The organism is Staphylococcus sp. T93, from assembly GCF_016743875.1.
Taxonomy (GTDB): domain Bacteria; phylum Bacillota; class Bacilli; order Staphylococcales; family Staphylococcaceae; genus Staphylococcus; species Staphylococcus aureus.
Window position 1 is genome coordinate 1,766,991 of sequence record NZ_CP068247.1, and the last position, 25,357, is coordinate 1,792,347.

Sequence of the window (25,357 nt, forward strand, 5' to 3'; positions counted from 1 at the left end):
CCTAACAATACATCTAATTAGATTCATTTATAAATAGATGTCTTACTATTTAAATATAATATATAGTAAACGCTTACACACCTACAACGACATTGACGTATTTTGAAAGTATTTTGTATAATCAGATTATCTTTTCATATAGTGAAAATTTTTTCACGACCTTATATATGACATCGTTGTATTTGTAATACATTCGTTTTAAACGCATAATCAAACCTATATCAATACACAAATATATATAATGACATACAAGATTTTAATGTAATAACGATCTATTACACATTTATTTTCAAGGAGGTTGAATATGTTTTTAGATGAACACATTAATCGAAACTTTGATAAACTTAATGATAATGATTTACATATCGCTCACTTTATCAATACACATATAGATGAATGTAAAAATATGAAAATACAAGATTTAGCGCAATTCACACATGCCTCGAATGCAACCATTCACAGATTTACACGCAAATTAGGTTTTGACGGTTATAGTGATTTTAAATCGTACCTTAAATTTGAAAGTAATAAGACACACCAATTACCTTCTAACTCTATCGATAGTTTCAAACAAGAAATCGATAGTACATTCAGTTATTTAGAACGCGTTGATTACCAGCTTCTTACTAAAAAAATGCATACAGCTTCAACAATATATTTGTATGGTACAGGGCGTGCACAGTTAAACGTTGCTTCAGAGGCACAGCGTATATTGTTAACGTTACATAATCATGTCATTGTACTTCATGATGAACATGAACTTAAAATGATTTTGAACAAGAGTGAACCTAATGATTTATTCTTTATTATTTCATTATCAGGTGAAACACATGAATTATTAGAAGTAACAAACTTGCTTCAACTTAGACAAAAATACTTTATTTCTGTTACTACAATGAAAGATAATACCCTTGCTCAAAAAGCAAATTACAACGTCTATGTATCCAGTAACACATTCTACTTAACTGATGGTACAGACTATTCTAGCTTCATCAGTTATCATATATTCTTTGAAACACTTGTAAGAAAATATAATGAGTATTTACTACATAATGATATTTCAAATTAGAAAAAAGGAAGTTATGATTTAATGGCCTTGAGCCTATCATAACTTCCTTTTATCATTTTATTGTTGTGTTGATGTTTCGATAACGTGGTACATCTTATCAAACATCAATTCGAAACCATGCACCATGGCATCATGATATTCTTTTTTCTTTTGCTTGTATTCTAAATTAGTAAATCGTCTTTCTTTTTCAACTAATGAACGATAATAAAATAGCATTTGGGTGCCACCTGTTTCACGTTCAAAAAATTCTACCTCAATGACATCTTGCGTTTCACTTAGTCCAGGCATACCGATAGTCATCTTAACGTATTCATCCATAACTAAAGATTCATAAATGCCTTCAATCACATTTACTTTGCCATTACGTTGTTGATCTACAATACGATATTTACCGCCTTCTTTAACGTCCGCTTCAATCTCTTTATTCGTTCTGGCTGATGTCATAAACCATTGTTTCAACAAATCTTTCTTTGTCCAAGCTTCGTATACTAACTCTGGAGAAAATTTATAAAGCTTTTCAATTTCAACTTCGACATGTTCATTCTCTACATTAAATTTTGCCACTGTTGTCCACCCACTTTCGCTCTTACTTTTATTTTAACGTATTTTTGCTCAGTTCCAAACATAGATGATCATCATTTTTAAAAGATTAGCGTTATACGGTGAGTACAACATGATCTGTTAATATAACAAGCCACCTTACTTGGCTACATCGATATATTGTTAAGCATTAATGTTTCATTTCTTGACTAGTGTTCTTTTTTAGCTTTGGAAAATTAAATAAAATCGCAATAAGTCCGCATACACCTAATAATATAGGATAAATGCTGTATGGGAATAACATTAACGGTGAAATACCAGCTACACCAGCCGCTGAAATGACTTGCGGGCTATATGGTAATAAACCTTGGAAGCAGCCTCCAAATATATCAAGAATACTTGCTGATTTCCTTGAATCTACATCATATTCATCTGCAATATTTTTAGCTAAAGGACCTGACATAATAATAGAGATGGTGTTGTTTGCCGTGGCAATATCTGCGACACTTACCAAACTAGCAATTCCTAATTCTGCGCCACGCTTTGATTTCACTTTAGAGCGAACAAATTGCAACAACCATTCAATACCACCATTGTGTTGAATAATACCGACTAAACCACCAATTAGCAACGCAATCATAGCAATATCTTCCATGCTTATAATACCTTTGGACACTGCATCTAGTAGCCCCATCCAACCGAATGAACCATCTATGAGACCAATGATTCCGGCTAATAATGTTCCGCCAATCAATACGATAATGACATTTACACCTAATAATGCTAATACCAATACTAAGATATACGGTACAACTTTAATTAGATTATAATCATAGTTTTTAGCATGATTTAAAGAAATGCCATTCGTTAAGAAATACAGAATAATAATCGTTAAAATAGCACCTGGCAATACAATTTTAAAGTTTACTCTGAATTTATCTTTCATTTTCGTATGTTGTGTTCTAACCGCAGCAATTGTTGTATCTGAAATCATTGATAGATTATCGCCGAACATTGCACCTCCAACAACTGTAGCCATTGCTAGCGCAGTTGGTACATCTGTCGCTTGTGCAAATCCGTAACCAACAGGTGCTATTGCAGCAACAGTTCCTACAGACGTCCCCATAGATATAGAAACAAACATACAAATCACAAACAATCCTACAATAATTAAATTTTCTGGGATTAATGATAGTCCTAAATTAACTGTCGACTTTACGCCACCCATTTTTTCAGCTGTATTTGAAAATGCACCTGCTAAAATAAAAATCAACATCATTAAAACAATGTTTGAATGGCCTGCACCTTTCGTGAAGACCTCAACTTTTTTAGCAAATGATTCTTTTCGATTCATTAATAACGCCACAATTACCGTTATCGTAATTGCAACATTTAATGGCATTGAAGTAAAATCACCTGTGATAATACCTACGCCTAAAAACAACGCCACAAATAATAACAAGGGGAATAATGCCCAAGCATTGCTCTTTTTATGTACTTCCATCCTTTTTACCTGCTTTCCAATTAAAAATACCTCTTTCTCACAAACGATGAAGAAAGAGGTTTTCATGTGCTTTACCTGCTTATCTTCAAACCATTACGGTTACTGGAATTGGCACATTCGAGATGTTGCCGAGGCTTCATAGGGCCAGTCCCTCCACCTCTCTAGATAAGTGATGCTTATTTACGTTTACGTTACAAGATAATCCTTAGTACGTCAATCATAAATTAATCAGGAGTCGTATAATATTTTTCATAAACAATCATTGCTACTGTAATAATAATCAAAACAATAATGCTAATAACAAGTAAAAGCCACCATTTAAGCATTAATGCAATAAAAATGAACACGATAGACACACTTACTAATATTAATGATATGACTTTAAATTGCTGAACACGTTGCTTGGAGATGACTTTCAACTGTTTGTTTGATAGACGCGTATTTTTTATACTGATTCCCAGTATATTTTCTAATATTTGAACCAATACGATACTTATTGCAAATATAATAATTGGTAAAACATCATAGCTCCCTATAGTTAATGTATAAATTACAAATCCAATGTAAAGTAACCCTGAGACAAAGGATAAAAAGTATGCGACGTATTTGTTAAACTTAATGATATGCTTTTTAACGTTTTGATGTGTAAACCATACATTCGAAACGATCGCAACTGCTACAAATAATGTGAATACTATATATAATGGTAATTTTTGTTCAGGAAAAACAGTCGCTATTCCAAAAGCTAATGCTAAAATCAAAAATAATATAGCTCTAGATACTATTAATGCCATAATAACAACCCCTTTGTTTAATATCGAGTTTGCAAATTTACGTTTATCAGCGTTTCTATGATCAGTACTTCTACGGGTAGCGTTTCTATGTAATTTACATCATCTTAACATATAAATACTTCGCTATTTAATTGAAAACATATCCTATTATTCTTTGTCCGTTCTGACGTTTAATATCTAGCCTTAGGCATTTCACTTGTTAATGAATTTAACTTTCTTCCACTAACCGTCCCTAAACCCAATCCCGCAACAGTTTTTAACTTTTTCGTTGTTGTCCTGACATCCTCATTAAGAAAGTTTATTCTGCTTAAAACTTATAATCCACACCCTGAGCAAACGCTCCTTATGACAGAGTATTAAAATAAGCCGATAAAGATACACACCTTTACCGACTATTTAAAATACACTTCACCAATTCATTTTAATTTAATGGATTGAAGTAACTAAATTAATATTATGTTGTTCAATTAAAAGCTTCATACAAACCTAATCTATTTGCACTCCACCGCTAACACCGAACACTTGTCCGGTTGTATAACTTGATTCTTCTGACGCTAATAGCACATAAGTTCCACATAACTCAACAGGTTGACCTGCACGACCTAAAGGTGTTTTTTGACCAAATGTTGGGATTTTACTTTGAGGTTGTCCACCAGAAATTTGTAATGGTGACCAGAATGGACCAGGCGCTACACAGTTCACTCTAATTCCTTTTGGTCCTAATTCTTCTGAAAAACTTTTAGTTAATGAAATAATTGCTGCTTTTGAAGCGGCATAATCATGAAGAATAGGACTAGGATTATAACCTTGTACAGATGATGTCGTTGTAATTGACGCACCCGGTTTTAAATATTCCAATGCTTTTTGAACTGTCCAAAATAGCGGATAGACATTCGTTTCAAATGTTTCTGTAAATGCCTCAGTTGTAAATCCATGAATATCATCATGATACTGTTGATGTCCAGCAACTAAAGTAACATTATCTAAGCCACCTAATTGTTGATATGCTTGTTCAACAAGGTCATAGTTGAACTGTTCATCTCTTATATCACCAGGAATTAACACTGCCTTTTGACCACTTTCTTCAATCACTTGGCGTACTTCTTGTGCATCTTGTTCTTCACTCGGAAGATAGTTAATCGCTACATCTGCACCTTCTTTAGCATACGCAATTGCTGCTGCACGCCCTATTGCTGAGTCACCACCTGTGACTAATATTTTATAGCCTTGTAAGCGTTGATGACCTTGGTAAGACGTTTCGCCACAATCGGGTGCTGGCGTCATTTCAGATTGTAAACCCGGTACCTCTTGTTCTTGTTTTTCATAATCCGTTGTTTTAAATTTTGTTCTAGGATCTTGAGCTGCCATTTTTTTACATCTCCTTATTCGCTTAATGGTTATTATTTACCCAATCTTCCTAGGAACTTAATCATGATTACACTAAAAATTACTTTCTTCTTTATAAAAACAAGCTCGAATTATTCATGCAATAGTCTCTTTACAAATTCAACAAAATACTCAGGTACTTTTTCCAGAATCCTTTCATCCGGTTTATATTGAGGATGATGTAAATCATATTCACTATGAGAACCAATTAACGCAAATACACTTGGAAAATGTTGACTATAACCTGAAAAATCTTCTCCAATCGTAAGCGGCTGTTCCATCATTCCCACCTTATATCCAACATGTTGGGCTACTGCAATTGCTTTATGCGTCAATGCCTCATCATTCATCACAGCGCCAGGTAAATGCGTATAATTTAAATTAATTTTCATATTATATGCTTGAGCCAATCCGTCCGCAATATCTTGTAATCGTGTTTCTACAAGCTTTCGTACCACAGGATCAAAACTACGCACTGTGCCTTGTACATACGCATGATCAGCAATGACATTCCAAGTATTACCACATGATATTTGTCCAATTGTTACTACCGCTTCATCAAACGCAGATAGATTTCTACTAACTATGGATTGAATACTATTAATCAATTGCGCCAACACAATAACTGGATCGTTGCATTGTTCTGGCTTTGCAGCATGACCACCCACGCCTTTAATATGAAACTCAAAACGATCTACTGCTGATGTAATTGCCCCTGTTTTGATTGCAAATGTACCTACCGAACGCGATGGGTCATTATGAAAACCCAATACTGCTTGTACATCTTTTAATGCATGTGTTTCAATAATTTTAAAAGCGCCATGTCCTAGTTCTTCTGCTGATTGAAAAATGAATTTAACACGCCCAGTAAGAGTGCCCTCAATTTCTTTTAATTTTACAGCTGTAGCCAAAATACTAGCCATGTGAATATCATGACCACACGCATGCATAACACCTTCATTTTCAGATTTAAAATCCTGTTCAACAAGCTCTTGAATCGGTAAAGCATCAATGTCAGCCCGAACAGCTATACAACTCAGACCTTGTCCCACTTCAGCAACAAGCCCAGTCGCAAGTGGTAAGTCTAATATTCTAATATGATGTTCTGTTAAAATATCTTTAATTTTTTGTGTAGTCTTAAATTCTTTATCGGATAGTTCTGGAAATTGATGAAAATACCTTCTCCAGGTAACAGCTTGATCTTTTAATCCCATCGGTCATTCCCCTTCCTTAAGTCAATGATATGTTGTCTACCCTACGATGATCATCTTTGACTATTAAACGATGATTTCACAACAATGTACTCTTGTTAATTGCTTTCGTTAATGATAGACAGTTGTTTAATAATATCGTAACACTGTTGTCAAACTATTCTAACTTTTATAATTGAGACTCTATACAAAAACGTGTTCTCGAATATACTTGTTTTTACAAACCACAAAAAGCTCTAAACATTAGTTTAAACCAATGCTTAGAGCTTTCTAATTATTTTATGCTTTAAAAGATACTGTGTTATCTACGATGACCTTACCGTCTTTAATAACTTTTTCTGCGTGATTGATACCAAAATGATATGGAATATATTCATGATTTGGTGCATCCCAAATTACTAAATTAGCCTTATCACCTGTGTTAATTGTACCCGCGTTAATGTCTATTGCTTTAGCAGCATTGACCGTAACAGCATTCCAAACTTCATTAGGTGATAGCTTTAATTTCAAGGCTGCAATCGCCATAACAAGTTGTAAGTTGTTTGTGACACTACTACCAGGGTTATAATCAGTTGCTAATGCAATCGCACCGTTATTGTCAAGCATGCCTCTTGCATCTGCATAATCTTCTTTACCTAAATAGAACGTCGTTGCAGGTAAGAGGACAGCTACAGTATCACTATTTCGCAACTTTTCTTTTCCTTTATCACTAGAAGCTACTAAGTGGTCTGCTGATATTGCTTGTTCATCAATTGCTAATTCCAGTCCGCCTAACGGATCAATTTCATCCGCATGTATTTTCACTTTAAAACCTGCTTCTTTGGCTTTTTGCATATAATGTTGCGATTGTTCTATTGTAAATACACCTGTTTCACAGAAAATATCCGCAAAGTCTGCATATTGTTTTACTTCCGGAAGTAACGCAATCATTTCTTCTAAAAATGCCTCATTTGAACTTGCCTCTTTAGGTACAGCATGAGGCCCTAGGAAAGTATGTTTCATGTCTAAATCATATTTCTCAGCTAAACGATTAGACACTTTCAATTGCTTCAGTTCATTTTCTCTATCTAATCCATAACCACTCTTACTTTCAACTGCAAGCACGCCGTGTTTAATCATAGTAAGCAAATCATGCTCTGCTTTTTTAAACAAGTCATCTTCGGATGTTTCTCTAGTAGCATTAACGGTAGATAATATGCCACCACCCATTTCTAATATTTCAAGGTAAGACTTACCTTGACGTTTTAATGACATCTCATGTTCTCGAGATCCACCAAATGTTAAATGGGTATGTGCATCTACTAATGCTGGGGACACTACCTTCCCACTAGCATCAATCGTCTCAATCGCATCGTAGTCATCTGTATGTGTTCCAGCATATACAATTTTGCCATCTTTAATGACAACTGTACCATTTTTCACAACATTTAATTCATCTAATTCCTTACCCTTCAAAGGTTTATCTGTTGATCTCGGTAAAATTAATTCTGCTATATGATTAATTATTAAATCATTCATTACTTATCACCTGCTTTATCAATCATTGGAATATGAATACCTTTTTCTTTAGCTGTTTGAATAGCGATGTCATAGCCAGCATCAACATGTCGGGCAACACCCATACCTGGGTCAGTCGTCAATACACGTTCCAATCTTCTTTCAGCACGCTCTGATCCATCTGCTACAACAACCATACCCGCATGAAGTGAATATCCCATGCCAACACCGCCACCGTGATGGAATGAAATCCATGAACCACCTGCAGCTGTGTTAATGAGTGCATTCAATACAGCCCAATCACCAACCGCGTCACTACCATCTTTCATACTTTCTGTTTCACGGTTAGGACTAGCAACTGAACCAGCATCTAAATGGTCTCGTCCAATAACAATTGGTGCTGAAATTTCACCGTCACGTACAAGACGATTTAAAGCTAAGCCCATTTTCGCTCTTTCTCCATAGCCTAACCAAGCAATACGTGATGGTAGTCCTTGATATGAAATTTTTTCTTCAGCTAAATCAAGCCATCTTAATAACTTTTCATTTTCTGGGAAAAGTTTGCGCATTTCTTCATCCGCACGCTCGATATCTTTTGGATCACCACTCAACGCAGCAAAGCGGAATGGCCCTTTACCTTCACAGAATAATGGTCTAATGTAAGCTGGTACAAAGCCTGGGAAGTCAAAAGCATTTTTCACTCCGTTATTGAAGGCTACTTGACGAATATTGTTACCATAATCAAATGCTACAGCGCCACGTTTTTGGAATTCAAGCATTAATTCAACATGCTTTGCCATTGAAGCTTGTGACAGTTCAACATATTTTTTCGGATCTTTTTCACGCAATACTTTCGCTTCTTCTACAGAGTATCCTTGTGGCACATATCCATTTAGCGGATCATGTGCACTTGTTTGGTCAGTAATAATGTCAATTTTAAATCCTTTTTCTAGAATCGCTTGATGGATGTCTACAGCATTTCCAACTAACCCGATTGATAATCCTTCTCCACGTTCTTTCGCCTCTTCTGCTAATTTTAATGCTTCATCTAAATCAGCTGTTTTAACATCACAGTATTTCGTATCAATTCGCTTATCAACACGTGTTTCATCAACATCCACGCAAATTGCTACCCCATGATTCATAGTAATTGCTAACGGTTGCGCACCACCCATACCACCTAAACCTGCTGTCAGTGTAACAGTGCCTGCTAAATCTCCATTAAAGTGTTGATTACCTAGCTCGGCAAATGTCTCATAAGTACCTTGCACAATACCTTGAGAACCAATATATATCCAACTACCGGCTGTCATCTGTCCATACATGATTAAACCTTTTTTATCTAATTCATTAAAATGATCCCAGTTTGCCCATTCAGGCACTAATACTGAATTTGAAATTAATACACGTGGCGCTTCTTCATGTGTTTTAAATACAGCAACTGGCTTTCCTGATTGTACTAACATTGTCTCATCTGATTCTAATTCTCGTAACGTTTTCTCTATTGCTTCAAAAGCTTCCCAATTACGTGCTGCTTTTCCAATACCACCATAAACAACTAAATCTTCTGGTCTTTCAGCAACTTCTGGGTCTAAATTGTTGTATAACATTCTAAGTACTGCTTCTTGTTCCCAACCTTTACACTCAATACTCAAACCTTTTTTTGCTTGAATTTTTCTCATAAAATTCGCTCCTGTTCTTTTAAGAAGTTAATTCCACTAAATTTAAAACGCTTACATTATTATCTTCAATATTCATTATAGTATGTTAAAATATAGCCAACAAATATAAATAAACTAATTATCCATAGCTTGAATCTATAAATAAAAGGAGCAAAACACATGAAAATTATTCAGTTAGAATACTTCTTGGCTATCGTGAAATATAATAGTTTTACTAAAGCTGCACAATTTTTACATATTAGCCAGCCATCTTTAACTGCTACGATTAAAAAAATGGAAGCAGATTTAGGTTATGACTTATTTACACGTTCAACAAAAGACATCAAGATTACCGAAAAAGGAATACAGTTTTATCGTTATGCGAGCGAATTAGTTCAACAATATCGATCCACGATGGAAAAAATGTATGATTTAAGCGTTACATCAGAACCAAGGATAAAAATTGGGACTCTTGAATCTACGAATCAATGGATTGCGAATTTAATTCGAAAGCACCATTCCGACTACCCTGAACAGCAATATCGTTTATATGAAATACATGATAAACATCAATCTATAGAGCAATTACTGAATTTTAATATTCATTTAGCTATAACAAATGAAAAAATAACCCACGAAGATATAAGATCCATTCCTTTATATGAGGAATCTTACATTTTATTAGCACCCAAGGAAACATTTAAAAATCAAAATTGGGTAGATGTTGAAAATTTGCCACTCATATTACCAAACAAAAATTCTCAAGTGCGCAAACACTTAGATGACTATTTTAATAGAAGAAATATTCGTCCAAATGTCGTTGTAGAAACAGATCGATTCGAATCAGCAGTTGGATTTGTTCATCTCGGCTTAGGTTACGCTATCATTCCGAGATTTTATTACCAATCATTTCACACGTCTAATTTAGAATATAAAAAAATTCGTCCAAACTTAGGCCGAAAAATTTATATCAATTACCATAAAAAACGCAAACACTCCGAACAAGTACATACATTCGTACAACAATGCCAAGATTATTTATATGGACTTTTAGAGGCTCTTTAACTTAAGTTATTAGAGCCTCTTATGCAGTTGCTCAGTCAACTGTATACCTTTTGCCTTTAACTTAAGTTATTAGAGCCTCTTATGCAGTTGCTCAGTCAACTGTATACCTTTTGCCTTTAACTTAAGTTATTAGAGCCTCTTATGCAGTTGCTCAGTCAACTGTATACCTTTTTCCTTTAACTTAAGTTATTAGAGCCTCTTATGCAGTTGCTCAGTCAACTGTATACCTTTTGCCTTTAACTTAAGTTATTAGTGCCTCTTATGTAGTTGCGTAGTCAACTGTATACCTTTTGCCTTTAACTTAAGTTATTAGAGCCTCTTATGCAGTTGCGCAGATCATCGTATAAAAATTAATGACGTCATTTCAAAAATCGATACAAAAATAATTTATTATAAAAATTCTAAGAAAGAAGTGAAGCAGATGTTAAAATCTATTAATCATATATGCTTTTCAGTCAGAAATTTAAACGATTCAATACATTTTTATAGAGATATTTTACTTGGGAAATTGCTATTGACTGGTAAAAAAACTGCTTATTTTGAGCTTGCAGGCCTATGGATTGCTTTAAATGAAGAAAAAGATATACCACGTAATGAAATTCACTTTTCATATACACATATAGCTTTCACTATAGATGACAGCGAATTTAAATATTGGCATCAGAGGTTAAAAGATAATAACGTGAATATTTTAGAAGGAAGAGTTAGAGATATTAGAGATAGACAATCAATTTACTTTACCGACCCTGATGGTCATAAGCTAGAATTACATACTGGCACACTTGAGAACAGATTAAATTATTATAAAGAGGCTAAACCACATATGACATTTTACAAATAAGGTGTCATTATAAAAAGGCCTCTTGAACTCCGTTAAAATTTTAATTAATTATTATATAATAAGAGAACTTTTCAAACAATACAGTTGTTATTTTTGCTATTTCAACAAACATAAATAAGCAGTAAGATGACTACAACTTAAGAGTCTTCTTACTGCAATTATTTTTCAAATATATCAACGTTAATATAACTTCTATTAAGAAATACTCACATTCTGCCCTGCAATGCAAATCTCGTCACATATAAATATTTTTAATTATTTTAAAAAATGATGCACTAAATTAGCAACGAGCTTAGCAGTTCTATTGTCAGCGTCATATGTTGGATTCATCTCAGCAATACTAACTGAAGACACCTTATCACTTGGAATAATACGTTTTGCTAATTCAAGAACAGTATGTGGATACAAACCTAACACTGCCGGCGCACTTACCCCAGGCGCAAACGCACTATCAATGACATCCATACAAATCGTAAACATAATGACATCATGTTCATGTACAAAACGTTCAATCATATCTTTAATTGTTGGTGATACGTGACTCAATAATTCATCTGCAAAGACATAATCAATCTTTTTCTCTTTAGCATAATCAAATAAACTTTGCGTATTACCACCTTGAGCAATACCAAGCACTAAATAATCTGTGTTTTCATCTTCTTCTAAAATTTGTCTAAAGCTCGTTCCAGATGTAGATTGTTGTTCAGCACGTGTATCAAAATGCGCATCAATATTTATCACACCAATAGATTGTGTTGGATAGACTTTACGTGTTGCTAAATATTGAGCATACGCAATATCATGTCCACCACCTAATAAAAATGTTTGTCTATGATTAGCAATTGACTTCGCTGCAAGCATAGCAAATTCTTTTTGAGTATCAATTAATTCCTCATGATCATGATAAACATTTCCGTAATCGACTAAAGTTTCACATTGATTCAAATCCGGCAAACCTGCAAATGCTTGTTTAATCGCATCTGGTCCTTCTTTTGCACCAATGCGCCCCTTGTTTAAAGCAACACCTTTGTCAACAGCATAGCCTAATATACCGACCCCTGATGGCATACTACTCTTTTCCAGCTTAGACAAATCTTCAAATGTTACTGTTTGAAAATGTCTAAATTTTTTCGGGTCTGTTTCACTATCTAACCTTCCAGTCCATAAATTTGGTTCACCTTGCTTGTACACAGCATTTCCCCCTCTTATTTATGTGGCTTATTAACAATTAAAGTATAACGTATAGGAAATTTTGAATTCAATTCATAGTTAAATCCGTATCTTAAAAATACTTATCTACATTACTTTTACCCCTATTTTCTATGTAATAACGAATACTTAGCTGATTTATGTTAATAAAATACGTCAAGACTATTACATTTTCATTAATATTGACATAGACAATTTATCTCTCGGCTTGTAATATGTATAATTGTTACTAAAAGATATTTTGCTTGTTACCTAATGGAGGTTACATATAATGAAGAACAATAAAATTTCTGGTTTTCAATGGGCAATGACGATTTTCGTCTTCTTTGTCATTACAATGGCGTTATCCATTATGCTCAGAGATTTCCAGTCTATAATTGGTGTCAAACACTTTATATTTGAAGTTACAGATCTAGCACCATTAATTGCTGCAATCATTTGTATACTCGTTTTCAAATATAAAAAGGTCCAACTTGCAGGTTTAAAATTCTCAATCAGCCTGAAAGTAATTGAACGTCTATTGCTAGCTTTAATTTTACCTTTAATTATTCTAATTATTGGTATGTACAGCTTTAATACATTTGCAGATAGCTTTATTTTATTACAATCAACAGGCTTATCAGTACCTATTACACACATTCTGATTGGACATATTCTGATGGCGTTCGTAGTAGAATTCGGATTCCGTTCATACTTACAAAATATTGTTGAAACGAAAATGAACACGTTCTTTGCAAGTATTGTTGTTGGTTTGATGTATTCAGTTTTCTCAGAAAATACAACTTATGGTACAGAATTTGCTGCTTATAACTTCCTTTATACATTCTCATTCTCTATGATTCTTGGTGAATTAATTAGAGCGACTAAAGGACGTACAATTTATATTGCAACGACATTCCATGCTTCAATGACATTCGGACTTATTTTCTTGTTTAGCGAAGAAATCGGCGATCTATTTTCAATCAAAGTCATCGCCATTTCAACAGCAATCGTTGCAGTAGGATACATTGGTTTAAGCTTAATTATCCGAGGTATTGCATATTTAACAACAAGACGAAACCTTGAAGAACTTGAGCCTAATAATTATTTAGACCATGTCAATGACGATGAAGAAACTAATCATACTGAGGCTGAAAAATCTTCTTCAAATATTAAAGATGCTGAAAAAACAGGTGTAGCTACTGCATCAACGGTTGGTGTTGCTAAAAATGATACTGAAAATACAGTGGCTGACGAACCAAGCATTCATGAAGGTACTGAAAAAACAGAACCTCAACATCACATAGGTAATCAAACTGAATCTAATCATGATGAAGATCATGACATCACTTCGGAGTCAGTAGAATCAGCAGAATCAGTTAAACAAGCACCACAAAGTGACGATTTAACAAACGATTCAAATGAAGATGAAATAGAGCAATCATTAAAAGAACCTGCGACTTATAAAGAAGACAGACGTTCATCAGTTGTAATTGATGCAGAAAAACATATCGAAAAAACTGAAGAACAATCTTCAGATAAAAACAAATAATAACAAAGCGCTTGCTAGTACCTCTTAAAAAGATGATGCTAGCAAGCGCTTTTCTATACTATATATTATTTTTCTAAAATTTTAACACCCTCTTGAGTGCCTACAATAACTTGATCTGCCATATCTAAGAAGTATCCTGTCTCAAACACACCTGTCAGATGAATTAAATACTCATGGAACTTATATGGGTCAATTCCTTTTGGTAACTTACAATCTAAAATATAATTGCCATTATCAGTTATAAATGCGACATCTTCGTTTACACGACGTTCTACTTTTATATCAGCGTATGATTCAATTTTACGTAATATGTGATACCAGTTAAATTTATCCACCTCTACTGGTAACTTAAACGTCTCACCTAAGTATTGAACTATTTTCGTTTCATCGACAACCACAACAAAACGCGATGCCATTTCATCTATAACTTTCTCTCTGAACAGCGCACCACCGCCACCTTTAATTATATTTAAAGATGGATCTACTTCATCAGCACCATCAATTGCTAAGTCGATATGATCAACATCATTGATTTCACATATTTTAATACCTAATTCTTTTGCTAAAAATGCAATTTTATTAGAAGTGCATACACCTGTAATATTGTAACCACGTTCTTTAATTAGTTGCGCCATTTGAGGTAAGAGTAATTCCATTGTACTTCCTGTACCAATTCCCAGCGTCATGTCACCATTGATTTGACTTAAAACATCATTTAATGTCATTAACTTGAGTGCTTTGACATCTTTCATGAAGGTAGCCTCCCATATTTATGTAATCTATTCAATTCATATTTTACATGACTCGTATAAATTAACATACCCTTATTTCTAACATTTTTTTAAACATATCAATCAGAATTTACAATTCTAAAAATGTTTTATAGTACAATATATTTTAAATAATACTCGTTAAGGAGAATGATATGATATCAATTCACGCAATTTCGACAGGAAAAATCCAAGATTTGCCTTATAGCTCGAAAAGACCGATGCGCTCTGCTTTAGATAAAACTAAGATTTCACAAACAACATGGTTATCTTCAACTGGTTTCACTGGTGATGAACAGGCTTATAAAGATCATGGTGGACCACATAAAGCAGTTTGTGGGTTTAGTAAGCATAATTATGCACTGTATCAAGATGATTTACCTACACTACCTACTCATGCGATGTTTGGAGAGAATTTAACATTTGATTATTTAGACGAATCTGATGTTTACTTTGGTAATCAATATCGTTTAGGTGAAGCGTTAATTGAGGTTTCTGAAATTAGAGAACCATACTGGAAAATTCAAGCAAAATATAATATTCCTGATTTAGTGAAGCGCATGTCTACATCTGGTAAAACAGGTTTCTATTTCCGGGTATTAAAACAAGGCTATGTATCTCCAAATGATCAGCTTTACTTAATACAAGAAGCACCAATCGAACATCGTTTATCTGTACAACAGCTTAATGACCTTTATTATAATGATAGACAAAATCAAGATATGTTACGATATGCACTAAACAATCCATTTCTGTCACCAACAAGACGCGATAAACTTCAAAAAATGTATAACAGAACATTGAAATAATTACCTTTCATTATAAGTGTTAAATGAACTTTTCAAAACAAAAAGGAATCAACTTACACATCGTTTGTATAATAGTCTTATCTATAACCACTGATGCTATTGATTCCTTTTTTATGTTATATATTTTCTTTATTTCAAACTGTATATTAATGATGTCACTTCATTTGATACGATTCTTGATAACCTATTCAAAATTCCGCCAAATAACATAAATATTATATAAATGCCGATACTTTTAATCATTTTCTACTTTTTCTTCGATACGGAAACTTGTTTTCGAATTGAACACTTCACCAGCTTTTAAAATTGACGGTGCTTTTTCACCATATAAATTAATATCATTTGGTAAAAATTGTGTTTCTAATGTAAAGCCAGAATGTGGTTTATAAATATTAAATGGACTATCCCACTCATCAGGCTGGTTAAAAGTAAAGAACACAACATGAGGCATATCTGTATCGACCTCTAACATAAATTCATGATTTTCAACATACATTTTATGTTCACCAACTGTAAATGGGTGATCGAGACCACCAAAACGTGTCATTTGTTGGCTTAATTGCGCATGTTGTGATGTAAAAATATCACTCAATTTTATCTTGTTATCTTCAAACACTTCATGTAAATCTAGAATATCACCTGTAACAATATTTCGCTCATCTAATACATACATATCTAATTGATTACTTGAAATGCGATGATTATCAACGACATTATTATCTCGATTCAAATTGAAGTACACATGATTCGTAGGACTAAACAATGTGTCTTCTGATGCAACTGCTTCGTATTCAATCGACCATTGGTGATCCGCATCATAAATATGTGTAATCGTCACATCGATATCACCCGGGAAATGATCATCAGCTGATTTCAACACCGTCTTAAATATAACTTTAATTTGAGCAATTTCATTTCTAATTTCATAATCAAATAACTTATTGTCCAAACCATGACATCCACCATGTAAATGATGTTCACCGTTGTTTTTTTCTAACTGATATTCTTTACCTTTCAACTTAAATTTAGCATTATCAATTCTACCGCTATATCTTCCTATAGAAGCACCAAATTTAAAAGGATTACTATGATAAAATTCATCCGCTTCAACAACATTTCCAAGAACAATATTATTATCATGATATTTCCAAGACACTACTCTTGCTCCATAATTCGTAAAAATAATTTTAGTTTCATCATTATCAATTTTGATTAAATCTACACCTTGTCTTTGGTGCTCAACTTCAACTATCATTTTTACTTCTCCCTTCTAACCACAAGTGTTCAAGCTCTGCTGGGTAGCAACATTACTAAAACACCTACAATACAAATGATTGCACCGATAACATCATATTTATCTGGCATTTGTTTATCTACGACCATCGCAAAAATCAAACTCATGATGATAAATACGCCACCATATGCTGCATATACTCTTCCGAATGATGGAAATGATTGAAATGTCGCAATGACACCATATAACATGAGTATCGCACCGCCTATTAGCCCAACAAGTGAAGACTGTCCTTCCCTAAGCCACAGCCAAATCAGGTATCCCCCACCTATTTCACATAAGCCAGCTAATATAAATATAAAAATCGGATATAACATGAAATCACTCCATCACACATTTGCTATCAATAATCTATCGGCTACATATCATTTGTTTACATTTCTTCTTACTTCACATTCCCATTTTAAAAAGTTCGTTTTCACATTCATATTGTACACTTTTTTAGACATTATTCTATAGCTAAATATAAAAAAATAAGAGTAACACGCTTTCATCATCATTTTATATGATAAATGTGTGTCACTCTCATCAATTTTATTTTTTAAATACACGTTTCATTGAATTAAATAAGCCACGTTCAAATGTAAGTACTGAATCTTTATATGTTTTAATTGCAATCCATATCAAGACAGCTACCATTACAATTGAGATTAAAGAACTTAAGATGACCTCATATATTTGAAGCCCTGAAGTTTGAGCGCGTACAACTAATTGAAATGGCGCTAAAAACGGAATATAACTTGTGATTAAAGCAAGTTGTCCATCAGGATTATTTATCGTGAATATCGCGATATAAAATGCAATCATACCAAGTAATGTCAGTGGCATCAAAGATTGATTTAAATCTTCTATTCTAGATGTTAATGATCCGAGGATGGCTGCAAGTAATACATACGCCGTAATTCCAACAATACTACTTATAATTCCGACAATAATAATTTGCCAAGACAATTGATTCATTTCCACGTTAAAACCTTGTAGCAAGTCTTTTAAGTCAAAGGCAAAAATGCATATAACTGCCATCAATACAATTAAAATAATCTGAGTCACGGCAACTGCTATAACGCCTAAAATTTTAGCAAAAATATGTTGGATTGGTGAAATACTTGTAATAATCATTTCAATGACACGCGATGTTTTCTCACTAGCAATTTCCATAGCTATTTGAGATGCATAATTTAAAACAATGAAGAACATTAGAAAGATAATGCCATAAGCTAAAGCATAGTTGAAAATCTTTTGTCCTTCTGATACTTTATCGACTTCATCATTAGAAATCACCTTATTATCAACTTTACTTTGTGCTTGTAATTTTTGTAAGTCTTCTTTGTTGATATTTAATTCCCCGGCTACCATATTTGTTTGAATAGCTGTAAGCAGTGCTTGTACTTTTTGTGAATCTTCATGACTTACTCGCTTCTCACTAATGATTGTCCCTTGTAACGTGCGATTTTGATTCACCTTGATAATATAAGCTTTATCAAGTTTATGTTTTTTTACTTCTTTTTCAGCATCTTCTATAGAAACTTTAGTAAACTTAGCATCACTATGAAATGTATTCGCCTGTTGCTTGAAAACCTTATAGATTTGTTCATTCGGTGCTGCTACACCAATTTTATCTGGACCATCATCAAACATGTTAATAATCTTATCAATGTTAGATAGGCCAATCATTAAGGCAGCAATAATAATCATAAAAATTACAAATGATTTAGCTTTAATTTTTTTGATATATGTCAAAGTAAATGTCGCCCAAAACTTATGCATCCTTGCCACCAACCTTCTCAATGAATATATCTTGTAATGATGGTTCTACAACTTGGAATCGTTTAACATAACCTTGATGTGCCACAACTTGATAAATATCTTTGGCTACGTCTTCATTCTCAATCGTCAACTGAAGACCTTGCTTCATGTTTTCACTATGAATGATGCCTCTAATGTTTGTTAAATCTGGTAGTGTTGTTTCTGATTCAATGACAACTTTCTTGTTACCATTAGATGCACGTACATGATTGATATCACCAGAAACAACAAGTTGACCTTTATCTAAAATACAAACATCATCACATAATTCTTCAACATGCTCCATACGGTGAGAACTATAAACGATTGTACTGCCCCAATCATTTAAGTCTTTAACTGCTTCTTTTAATAACTCAACATTAACTGGGTCTAGACCACTGAAAGGCTCATCTAATATTAGTAATTCTGGTTTATGTAACATACTTGCTAACAGCTGAATTTTTTGTTGATTCCCTTTTGATAGACTATCAATTCGTTTTTTGCGGTTTTCAGTAATATCAAAACGCTCAAGCCAATACGATATTTGCTGTTGTATTTCTGTTTTTGACATTCCCTTTAAAGTTGCCAAATATTTCAATTCTTCTTCAACTGTCAATTTCCCATGTAAACCGCGTTCTTCCGGTAAATAACCAATACGATTGTACATTGTTTTATCTAGTTTTTTACCGTTATACGTAATGTGTCCTTCAGTTAGTTCACTTAAGCCTAAAATCATACGAAATGTCGTTGTTTTACCTGCACCATTTCTTCCTAGAAAACCTAACATTTTACCTGATTCTAACTTTAATGAAATATCATTTACTGCCGTCATCTTGCCAAAACGTTTCGTAACATGTTCAATTACAAGTCCCATACTTTGCCTCCTAAAAAAATATGTATTTATCTTAATATAACATTTCCATTCTCTATAAATGCAATATTTTTAAAATGAATTTATTTTTAAAATTTCTGAAATTGAAAAATTTAAATAGTGCCATTTTTGCATGTTAAGTATCATTAGCACTAGATATGTTTTTTCCATGCCTTTATTGCCTTATTTGTAAAAAAATATCCCAGCATCATTGTGCCGAGATATTTATATCATTACAATTGATTATCTGTTTCTTCCGGTGTTTTCGGTGTTTCAGATGTACACGCTTTTTCCGGTGTTTCAGATGTCACTGGTTGATTTTTAATTGTAGACGGGTATTTTGGGCTTTCGCCATATTTATTTGCCGGCTTACTGTCAAAGCATAGGAATACTATCATAACAATTGTTAGGCCTAAATAAACAAAATAAAGAAGTACTAACAAAATATTAAGACCCATCGGCATTAATGTAAAATCACTGTCATAATAACTATCGATAATCTGTAATACTATATAAAATATAATACTGAATACTGTCATAATCATTGGAAATAACATTGTTCTTGATATATCGTGAAATCTTCGAACGCACAACGCTAAATTTGGAATAAACGTTGCCAAACTATAGACAAAAGTATACACAGATGTAAGGATAATCATCAATATACTCATAACTATTAATGTTTCGTTATCCGCCGCTATAGAAATAAAGAATAGAAATAGGTTTATTATTAGCACACACACAGCTGGAACCATAAGTATCAAATGCCATAGTGCCATATACCAATATTCACTACGTCTTGATCTCCCCTTAAAATTTACATAATTTTTCCAAAATAAAACGAATGATTTCATAAAACCTACTTGAGGTAATTGTTCCATTGTAATCTCCCTTTCGTTAATCATATTTATATTTTTAATTATTGTTACCGTTATAATTTACAAGATTCATTATCAAGCCACTTCATTTCAATCGTCAATCACTTTGGAAAATGAACTTTATATTTCATCACTAGTAAAATGAAAACCCGCTACAAGTACACATCTATATGGAGACTCATTTGAAAGTCAACGCTTCGTTAACTATACTAAAAATATGTCATACTGCAATGTTCACGTTTAAAAGAGTCTCAATCTATGCAAATAAAATATTCCATAACAAAGTATATACTTTACATTTTTATAATTCTTAACAATACTATTTTATCAAACATTTACCACAATAAAAATATCTTTTTCATTTTTATTTAAATTAATCATATAATTGCGAGGAGAATATTATGGATTTCGTTAATAATGATACAAGACAAATTGCTAAAAACTTATTAGGTGTCAAAGTGATTTATCAGGATACCACTCAAACGTATACAGGCTACATCGTGGAAACGGAAGCTTACTTAGGTTTGAATGATCGTGCGGCTCATGGCTATGGCGGTAAAATAACACCTAAAGTCACGTCATTATATAAACGTGGTGGTACAATTTATGCACATGTCATGCATACGCATTTACTCATTAATTTTGTAACAAAATCTGAAGGTATACCTGAAGGCGTACTTATCCGCGCAATTGAACCAGAAGAAGGTTTATCCGCTATGTTCCGTAACAGAGGTAAGAAAGGCTACGAGGTAACGAATGGCCCAGGAAAATGGACTAAGGCATTTAACATTCCACGGGCTATCGATGGCGCTACGTTAAATGACTGTAGATTGTCTATTGATACTAAGAATCGTAAATATCCTAAAGATATTATTGCTAGTCCACGAATCGGTATTCCAAATAAAGGTGATTGGACACATAAATCTTTACGTTACACAGTGAAAGGTAATCCATTTGTGTCTCGCATGCGTAAATCAGATTGTATGTTTCCCGAAGATACTTGGAAATAAATGCCATCTTTCATTGATTACTATCATGAAAATGAAATCTATCTCCTTATAAGTCAATCAATCGTGCCGTCAACATGCGGATGGGTTGATTGTTTTTCTTTGTATCCATCATATTTTTTGATTCATCTCCTCTTATTGAACTTGTTCTTAATTATAAAATATAACAATAGAATTATTTATAATTATTAAATTTAGATGCATTAATATTATTGATATTATTTTCAAAAACTAGAAATATTGATTTGTTGCATGTATAATGTTAAAAGCGCCCTTTTATAACGCTTACATATAAAAGCTTATTTAGGGAGAGGGATATTCAACAAGGGGGATTTGAAAATGATAGAACTTAATGCAATTACAACATTATGTTTAGCTTGTATCCTTTATTTACTTGGTAAGGCTATCGTTAATCACGTTAATTTTTTAAAACGTATTTGTATACCAGCACCAGTGATTGGCGGCTTAATCTTTGCTATTTTAGTTGCGGCTTTGGATTCATTTGGCATGGTTAAGATTAAATTAGATGCTTCATTCATTCAAGATTTCTTCATGTTAGCATTCTTTACGACAATCGGTCTTGGTGCATCATTGAAATTATTTAAATTAGGTGGCAAAGTCTTGCTATTATACTTTATGTTTTGTGCTATCATTTCAGTCATTCAAAACATAGTTGGTGTATCACTAGCAAAAGTATTAAATATTAAACCTTTGTTAGGATTAACAGCAGGTTCCATGTCTATGGAAGGCGGTCATGGTAATGCTGCTGCTTATGGTAAGACAATTCAAGATTTAGGTATTGATTCGGCACTGACAGCGGCTCTTGCAGCTGCAACTTTAGGTCTTGTATTTGGAGGGCTTATCGGTGGTCCAGTTGTAAAATTTTTAATCAAACGTTATAACTTAAAGCCTCAACATAGTGACGATACATTTAAAGATTATAGCCAAGTAGCATATAACGAACATTTACATAGTAAATTTAATGCCACTGAAGTATTCTTCATTCAATTTACAATCGTTGTATTCTGTATGGCAGTTGGAAGTTATTTCAGTCATTTGTTTACAGCTCAAACAGGGATTAATGTTCCAATTTACGTTGGCTCATTATTTGTAGCTGTTATTGTCCGAAATATCTCTGAAAGTTTTAATTTTAATATTGTAGATTTAAAAATTACTAATCAAATTGGCGATGTCGCATTAGGTATTTTCTTATCTCTTGCGCTAATGAGCATTCAATTAATCGAAATTTATAAACTTGCTATACCTCTTATTATTATCGTTTTAGTTCAAGTTGTCGTTATGATTTTATTTGCTGTTTTAATTTTATTTAGAGGTTTAGGAAAAGATTATGATGCTGCAGTAATGGTAGGTGGTTTTATCGGTCATGGGCTTGGTGCAACGCCAAATGCCATGGCAAATTTAGATGTTATTACTAAAAAATATGGAAACTCACCTAAAGCATATTTAGTTGTACCTATTGTTGGTGCATTCTTAATCGATTTAATTGGTGTTATAGTCATTATGGGATTCATACAATGGTTTAGTTAAACACCAAACTCATAAATAAAAGAGGAGGCCTTCGCCTCCTCTTTTATTTATCCTCGATGTATATTCAAGTTACGTTGTTCTATCCATGACAATATTTCCGGACTAAATACGATTTGTTTTTGTGTTAAGTCGTCAATATTTTTAGCATCTAACATCGTCATTATTGATTTCATGTGTTCAATAAATGATTCTACATAAGCTACTGTATGTGCAATGCCATTATTTTCAACTTGATTTAAAAACGGACGTGACATACCAGTTGCCTTTGCACCAAGTGCTAAACTTTTAATTGCATCGAGTGGTGTACGTAAACCACCACTCGCGAAAACTGAAATTTCGCTTTGATAAGCCGTTGTTTCAAGTAATGACTCAACTGTAGACTGTCCCCATGATGATAAGTAATCCATATCTTTATTTGCACGACGTTCATTTTCAATATCTACAAAGTTAGTACCACCTTTGCCACTAACATCGACATACTTGACGCCTATTTGTTGTAAGTCATGCATTAATTCTTTGCTCATACCAAATCCAACTTCTTTTATAATGACTGGAACAGACACTCGTGATACAATCGACGCTATATTATCTAACCAAGTCACAAATTCACGATTCCCTTCAGGCATAACTAATTCTTGAGGAGAATTAACATGGATTTGTAACGCTTGTGCCTCAAGTAATTCAACTGCTTCCAAAGCCTTTTCTACTGGTACGTCCGCACCAACATTGCTAAAAATCATGCCTTCAGGATTCATTTTTCGCGCAATCGTAAACGTCTCAGCCATGCGTGGATTTCTCAATGCCGCATGTGTTGATCCAACTGCCATCGCTAAGCCAGTTTCTCTTGCAACTACAGCTAGCTTTTCATTGATGTTTTTCGTCCACTCGCTACCACCCGTCATTGCATTAATATAAACCGGATATGCCATCGTTAAGTCAGGCGTCTGTGATGTCAAATCGATATCATTTACATTAATTGATGGGATAGAATGATGCACAAAACGCATCTTATCAAAATCTGAATGCATTGCGTCAGATTGGGCCATTGCTATTTCAACATGTTCATTTTTTCTCTGTTCTCTTTGAAAATCACTCATGATTAAACCTACCTTTTCGTCATTTCTAATTTAAAACCATTTTTTACGTCTGAAAAAGATGATTAATACGACAGCTATAACAAACATTACAGCTAAGCAAATATAATATCCATAATGTAAATGTAATGCCGGCATATTTACAAAGTTCATACCATAAATCCCAGCTATGAATGTTAACGGTGAAAATATAACTGATACTAATGTCAGTACTTGCATAATACTATTCATTCTAAATGACGTGTATGACTCAAAATTTTCTCGTATTTCGTTTGTCATTTCTTGAGCAGTACGAATGATATTACGTTGCTTAATCAAGTGGTCATCGATATGTTGAATGTATAGCGAATGTTTATTATCTATAATCAAATCACCATTTTGTTTCATTGTATCAATTAGCTCTTGCATAGGAAACAGTACACGTTTTACTTTAATCAAATCCGAACGTAACTTAAAGACACTATCCATGACCATTTTATTAAAGCGATCATCTACATGGCGGTCTTCAAAATGATAAACACTATCTTCAAGTGCATATACAAAGTTGAAATATTTATCAACCATCATATCTAAAATTAATATGACGACATCTGCACAATCTAATTCTGCATCTAATGTATTCATATACTTATAGACTACTTTATTTAATGATTCCAACGTTTGATGATGATATGTTACTAATACATTGTCTTGTATAAAAATATTTAGTGCTATTGGTGAATAGTTTGACCCCATAATACTATGGAATACTAAGTATTGATAATCTTTATAAGATTTATATTTAGCTCGTGGCATACCGTTAATTGCATCATCCACTTCTAAATCATTAAAATTAAAATGTGCTTTAAACCATTCATTTTCTTGTTCATTCGGTTCATCAAAATCATACCAAACAATAGTCGCATCTTTTGGTATCTCTTTGATATCATCAACTACTTTAAACGGTTCATATGTAGTTTGATACCGTATCTTTAAAGCCATCGATACTCCCCC

Annotated in this window: 24 protein-coding genes and 1 riboswitch; of the genes, 7 read left to right on the top strand and 17 right to left on the bottom strand. The window is 33.3% G+C overall.

All coding sequences use genetic code 11. The features are described from left to right. Positions 1 to 304 precede the first annotated feature (304 nt). Entirely contained in the window at positions 305 to 1,069 is a 765-nt protein-coding gene (locus tag JG553_RS08810) for a MurR/RpiR family transcriptional regulator (protein WP_000477992.1), read from the top strand. 57 nt (positions 1,070 to 1,126) lie between these two features. On the opposite strand, the gene JG553_RS08815 is transcribed toward JG553_RS08810, so the two are convergent. From JG553_RS08815 to hutU, 7 genes are all read right to left on the bottom strand, one after another. Continuing rightward, positions 1,127 to 1,633 (bottom strand): SRPBCC family protein, encoded by a 507-nt coding sequence (locus JG553_RS08815; protein WP_001051556.1) that lies wholly within the window; start codon positions 1,631 to 1,633, stop codon positions 1,127 to 1,129. A gap of 166 nt (positions 1,634 to 1,799) precedes the next feature. Next, positions 1,800 to 3,113, bottom strand: coding sequence for a Na+/H+ antiporter NhaC family protein (locus tag JG553_RS08820; RefSeq protein ID WP_000451837.1), 1,314 nt, complete (start codon positions 3,111 to 3,113; stop codon positions 1,800 to 1,802). Positions 3,114 to 3,189: 76 nt separating this feature from the next. Then, positions 3,190 to 3,285, bottom strand: a riboswitch (SAM riboswitch). A 52-nt stretch (positions 3,286 to 3,337) separates the two neighbouring features. Continuing rightward, positions 3,338 to 3,907, bottom strand: a complete 570-nt coding sequence (locus tag JG553_RS08825) for a hypothetical protein (RefSeq protein WP_001185193.1) — start codon at positions 3,905 to 3,907, stop codon at positions 3,338 to 3,340. A gap of 486 nt (positions 3,908 to 4,393) precedes the next feature. Further along, positions 4,394 to 5,275: an SDR family oxidoreductase gene (locus JG553_RS08830; protein ID WP_000730043.1), complete on the bottom strand. Its 882-nt coding sequence runs from the start codon at positions 5,273 to 5,275 to the stop codon at positions 4,394 to 4,396. A 110-nt stretch (positions 5,276 to 5,385) separates the two neighbouring features. Then, positions 5,386 to 6,507, bottom strand: coding sequence for a M20 peptidase aminoacylase family protein (locus JG553_RS08835; protein ID WP_000523153.1), 1,122 nt, complete (start codon positions 6,505 to 6,507; stop codon positions 5,386 to 5,388). A 276-nt stretch (positions 6,508 to 6,783) separates the two neighbouring features. After that, positions 6,784 to 8,022, bottom strand: a complete 1,239-nt coding sequence (gene hutI / locus JG553_RS08840) for an imidazolonepropionase (RefSeq protein ID WP_000998763.1) — start codon at positions 8,020 to 8,022, stop codon at positions 6,784 to 6,786. Next, complete coding sequence (gene hutU, locus JG553_RS08845) at positions 8,022 to 9,683, bottom strand: urocanate hydratase (RefSeq protein ID WP_001226823.1); 1,662 nt, start codon at positions 9,681 to 9,683, stop codon at positions 8,022 to 8,024. The genes hutI and hutU overlap by 1 nt, the downstream gene beginning before the upstream one ends. Before the next feature lie 159 nt (positions 9,684 to 9,842). Between hutU and JG553_RS08850 the strand changes: the two genes are divergently transcribed. Further along, complete coding sequence (locus JG553_RS08850; protein ID WP_000691839.1) at positions 9,843 to 10,727, top strand: LysR family transcriptional regulator; 885 nt, start codon at positions 9,843 to 9,845, stop codon at positions 10,725 to 10,727. Positions 10,728 to 11,148: 421 nt separating this feature from the next. Next, a complete protein-coding gene (gene fosB / locus JG553_RS08855; protein WP_000920239.1) occupies positions 11,149 to 11,568 on the top strand; it encodes a FosB/FosD family fosfomycin resistance bacillithiol transferase in 420 nt (139 codons plus the stop codon). Between the two features lie 255 nt (positions 11,569 to 11,823). On the opposite strand, the gene hutG is transcribed toward fosB, so the two are convergent. After that, positions 11,824 to 12,759 (bottom strand): formimidoylglutamase, encoded by a 936-nt coding sequence (hutG, locus tag JG553_RS08860; protein WP_000277968.1) that lies wholly within the window; start codon positions 12,757 to 12,759, stop codon positions 11,824 to 11,826. Positions 12,760 to 13,048: 289 nt separating this feature from the next. Here hutG and lyrA point away from each other — a divergent pair, with 289 nt between their 5' ends. Next, positions 13,049 to 14,308 carry a lysostaphin resistance protein LyrA gene (gene lyrA, locus JG553_RS08865; RefSeq protein ID WP_202106761.1) on the top strand — a complete coding sequence of 420 codons (1,260 nt, stop codon included), beginning with the start codon at positions 13,049 to 13,051 and terminating at the stop codon, positions 14,306 to 14,308. A gap of 65 nt (positions 14,309 to 14,373) precedes the next feature. Here the strand turns inward: lyrA and JG553_RS08870 are convergent, their stop codons facing one another. Further along, positions 14,374 to 15,060, bottom strand: a complete 687-nt coding sequence (locus JG553_RS08870; protein ID WP_000655864.1) for a ribose 5-phosphate isomerase A — start codon at positions 15,058 to 15,060, stop codon at positions 14,374 to 14,376. 173 nt (positions 15,061 to 15,233) lie between these two features. On the opposite strand from JG553_RS08870, the gene JG553_RS08875 reads away from it, so the two are divergent. Next, positions 15,234 to 15,887 (top strand): MOSC domain-containing protein, encoded by a 654-nt coding sequence (locus tag JG553_RS08875; RefSeq protein WP_000623454.1) that lies wholly within the window; start codon positions 15,234 to 15,236, stop codon positions 15,885 to 15,887. A 235-nt stretch (positions 15,888 to 16,122) separates the two neighbouring features. Here JG553_RS08875 and JG553_RS08880 read toward each other — a convergent pair whose 3' ends face one another. The 6 genes from JG553_RS08880 to JG553_RS08905 all read right to left on the bottom strand — a co-directional run bounded on the left by JG553_RS08880 (position 16,123) and on the right by JG553_RS08905 (position 20,718). Further along, positions 16,123 to 17,142, bottom strand: coding sequence for an aldose epimerase family protein (locus JG553_RS08880; protein ID WP_000634685.1), 1,020 nt, complete (start codon positions 17,140 to 17,142; stop codon positions 16,123 to 16,125). 29 nt (positions 17,143 to 17,171) lie between these two features. Next, on the bottom strand, positions 17,172 to 17,498 hold the full coding sequence (locus JG553_RS08885) for a YnfA family protein (protein ID WP_000966695.1): 327 nt from the start codon (positions 17,496 to 17,498) through the stop codon (positions 17,172 to 17,174). A 48-nt stretch (positions 17,499 to 17,546) separates the two neighbouring features. Beyond that, positions 17,547 to 17,732 (bottom strand): hypothetical protein, encoded by a 186-nt coding sequence (locus tag JG553_RS08890; RefSeq protein WP_001789152.1) that lies wholly within the window; start codon positions 17,730 to 17,732, stop codon positions 17,547 to 17,549. Beyond that, positions 17,716 to 18,948: an ABC transporter permease gene (locus JG553_RS08895; RefSeq protein WP_000548707.1), complete on the bottom strand. Its 1,233-nt coding sequence runs from the start codon at positions 18,946 to 18,948 to the stop codon at positions 17,716 to 17,718. The genes JG553_RS08890 and JG553_RS08895 overlap by 17 nt, the downstream gene beginning before the upstream one ends. Next, positions 18,941 to 19,840, bottom strand: a complete 900-nt coding sequence (locus JG553_RS08900; protein ID WP_000524835.1) for an ABC transporter ATP-binding protein — start codon at positions 19,838 to 19,840, stop codon at positions 18,941 to 18,943. Before JG553_RS08900 ends, JG553_RS08895 begins: the two co-directional genes overlap by 8 nt. A 230-nt stretch (positions 19,841 to 20,070) precedes the next feature. Further along, positions 20,071 to 20,718, bottom strand: coding sequence for a DUF805 domain-containing protein (locus JG553_RS08905; RefSeq protein WP_000436818.1), 648 nt, complete (start codon positions 20,716 to 20,718; stop codon positions 20,071 to 20,073). A 398-nt stretch (positions 20,719 to 21,116) separates the two neighbouring features. Here JG553_RS08905 and JG553_RS08910 point away from each other — a divergent pair, with 398 nt between their 5' ends. Both JG553_RS08910 and gltS read left to right on the top strand, forming a co-directional pair. Then, positions 21,117 to 21,725, top strand: coding sequence for a DNA-3-methyladenine glycosylase (locus tag JG553_RS08910; protein ID WP_000348300.1), 609 nt, complete (start codon positions 21,117 to 21,119; stop codon positions 21,723 to 21,725). A 336-nt stretch (positions 21,726 to 22,061) separates the two neighbouring features. After that, a complete protein-coding gene (gene gltS / locus JG553_RS08915) occupies positions 22,062 to 23,270 on the top strand; it encodes a sodium/glutamate symporter (protein ID WP_000571584.1) in 1,209 nt (402 codons plus the stop codon). A gap of 47 nt (positions 23,271 to 23,317) precedes the next feature. Here gltS and fni read toward each other — a convergent pair whose 3' ends face one another. Together fni and corA are read right to left on the bottom strand one after the other, a co-directional pair. After that, positions 23,318 to 24,367, bottom strand: a complete 1,050-nt coding sequence (gene fni / locus JG553_RS08920) for a type 2 isopentenyl-diphosphate Delta-isomerase (RefSeq protein ID WP_001279381.1) — start codon at positions 24,365 to 24,367, stop codon at positions 23,318 to 23,320. A 30-nt stretch (positions 24,368 to 24,397) separates the two neighbouring features. Continuing rightward, positions 24,398 to 25,345: a magnesium/cobalt transporter CorA gene (gene corA, locus JG553_RS08925; RefSeq protein ID WP_001185431.1), complete on the bottom strand. Its 948-nt coding sequence runs from the start codon at positions 25,343 to 25,345 to the stop codon at positions 24,398 to 24,400. Positions 25,346 to 25,357 lie beyond the last annotated feature (12 nt).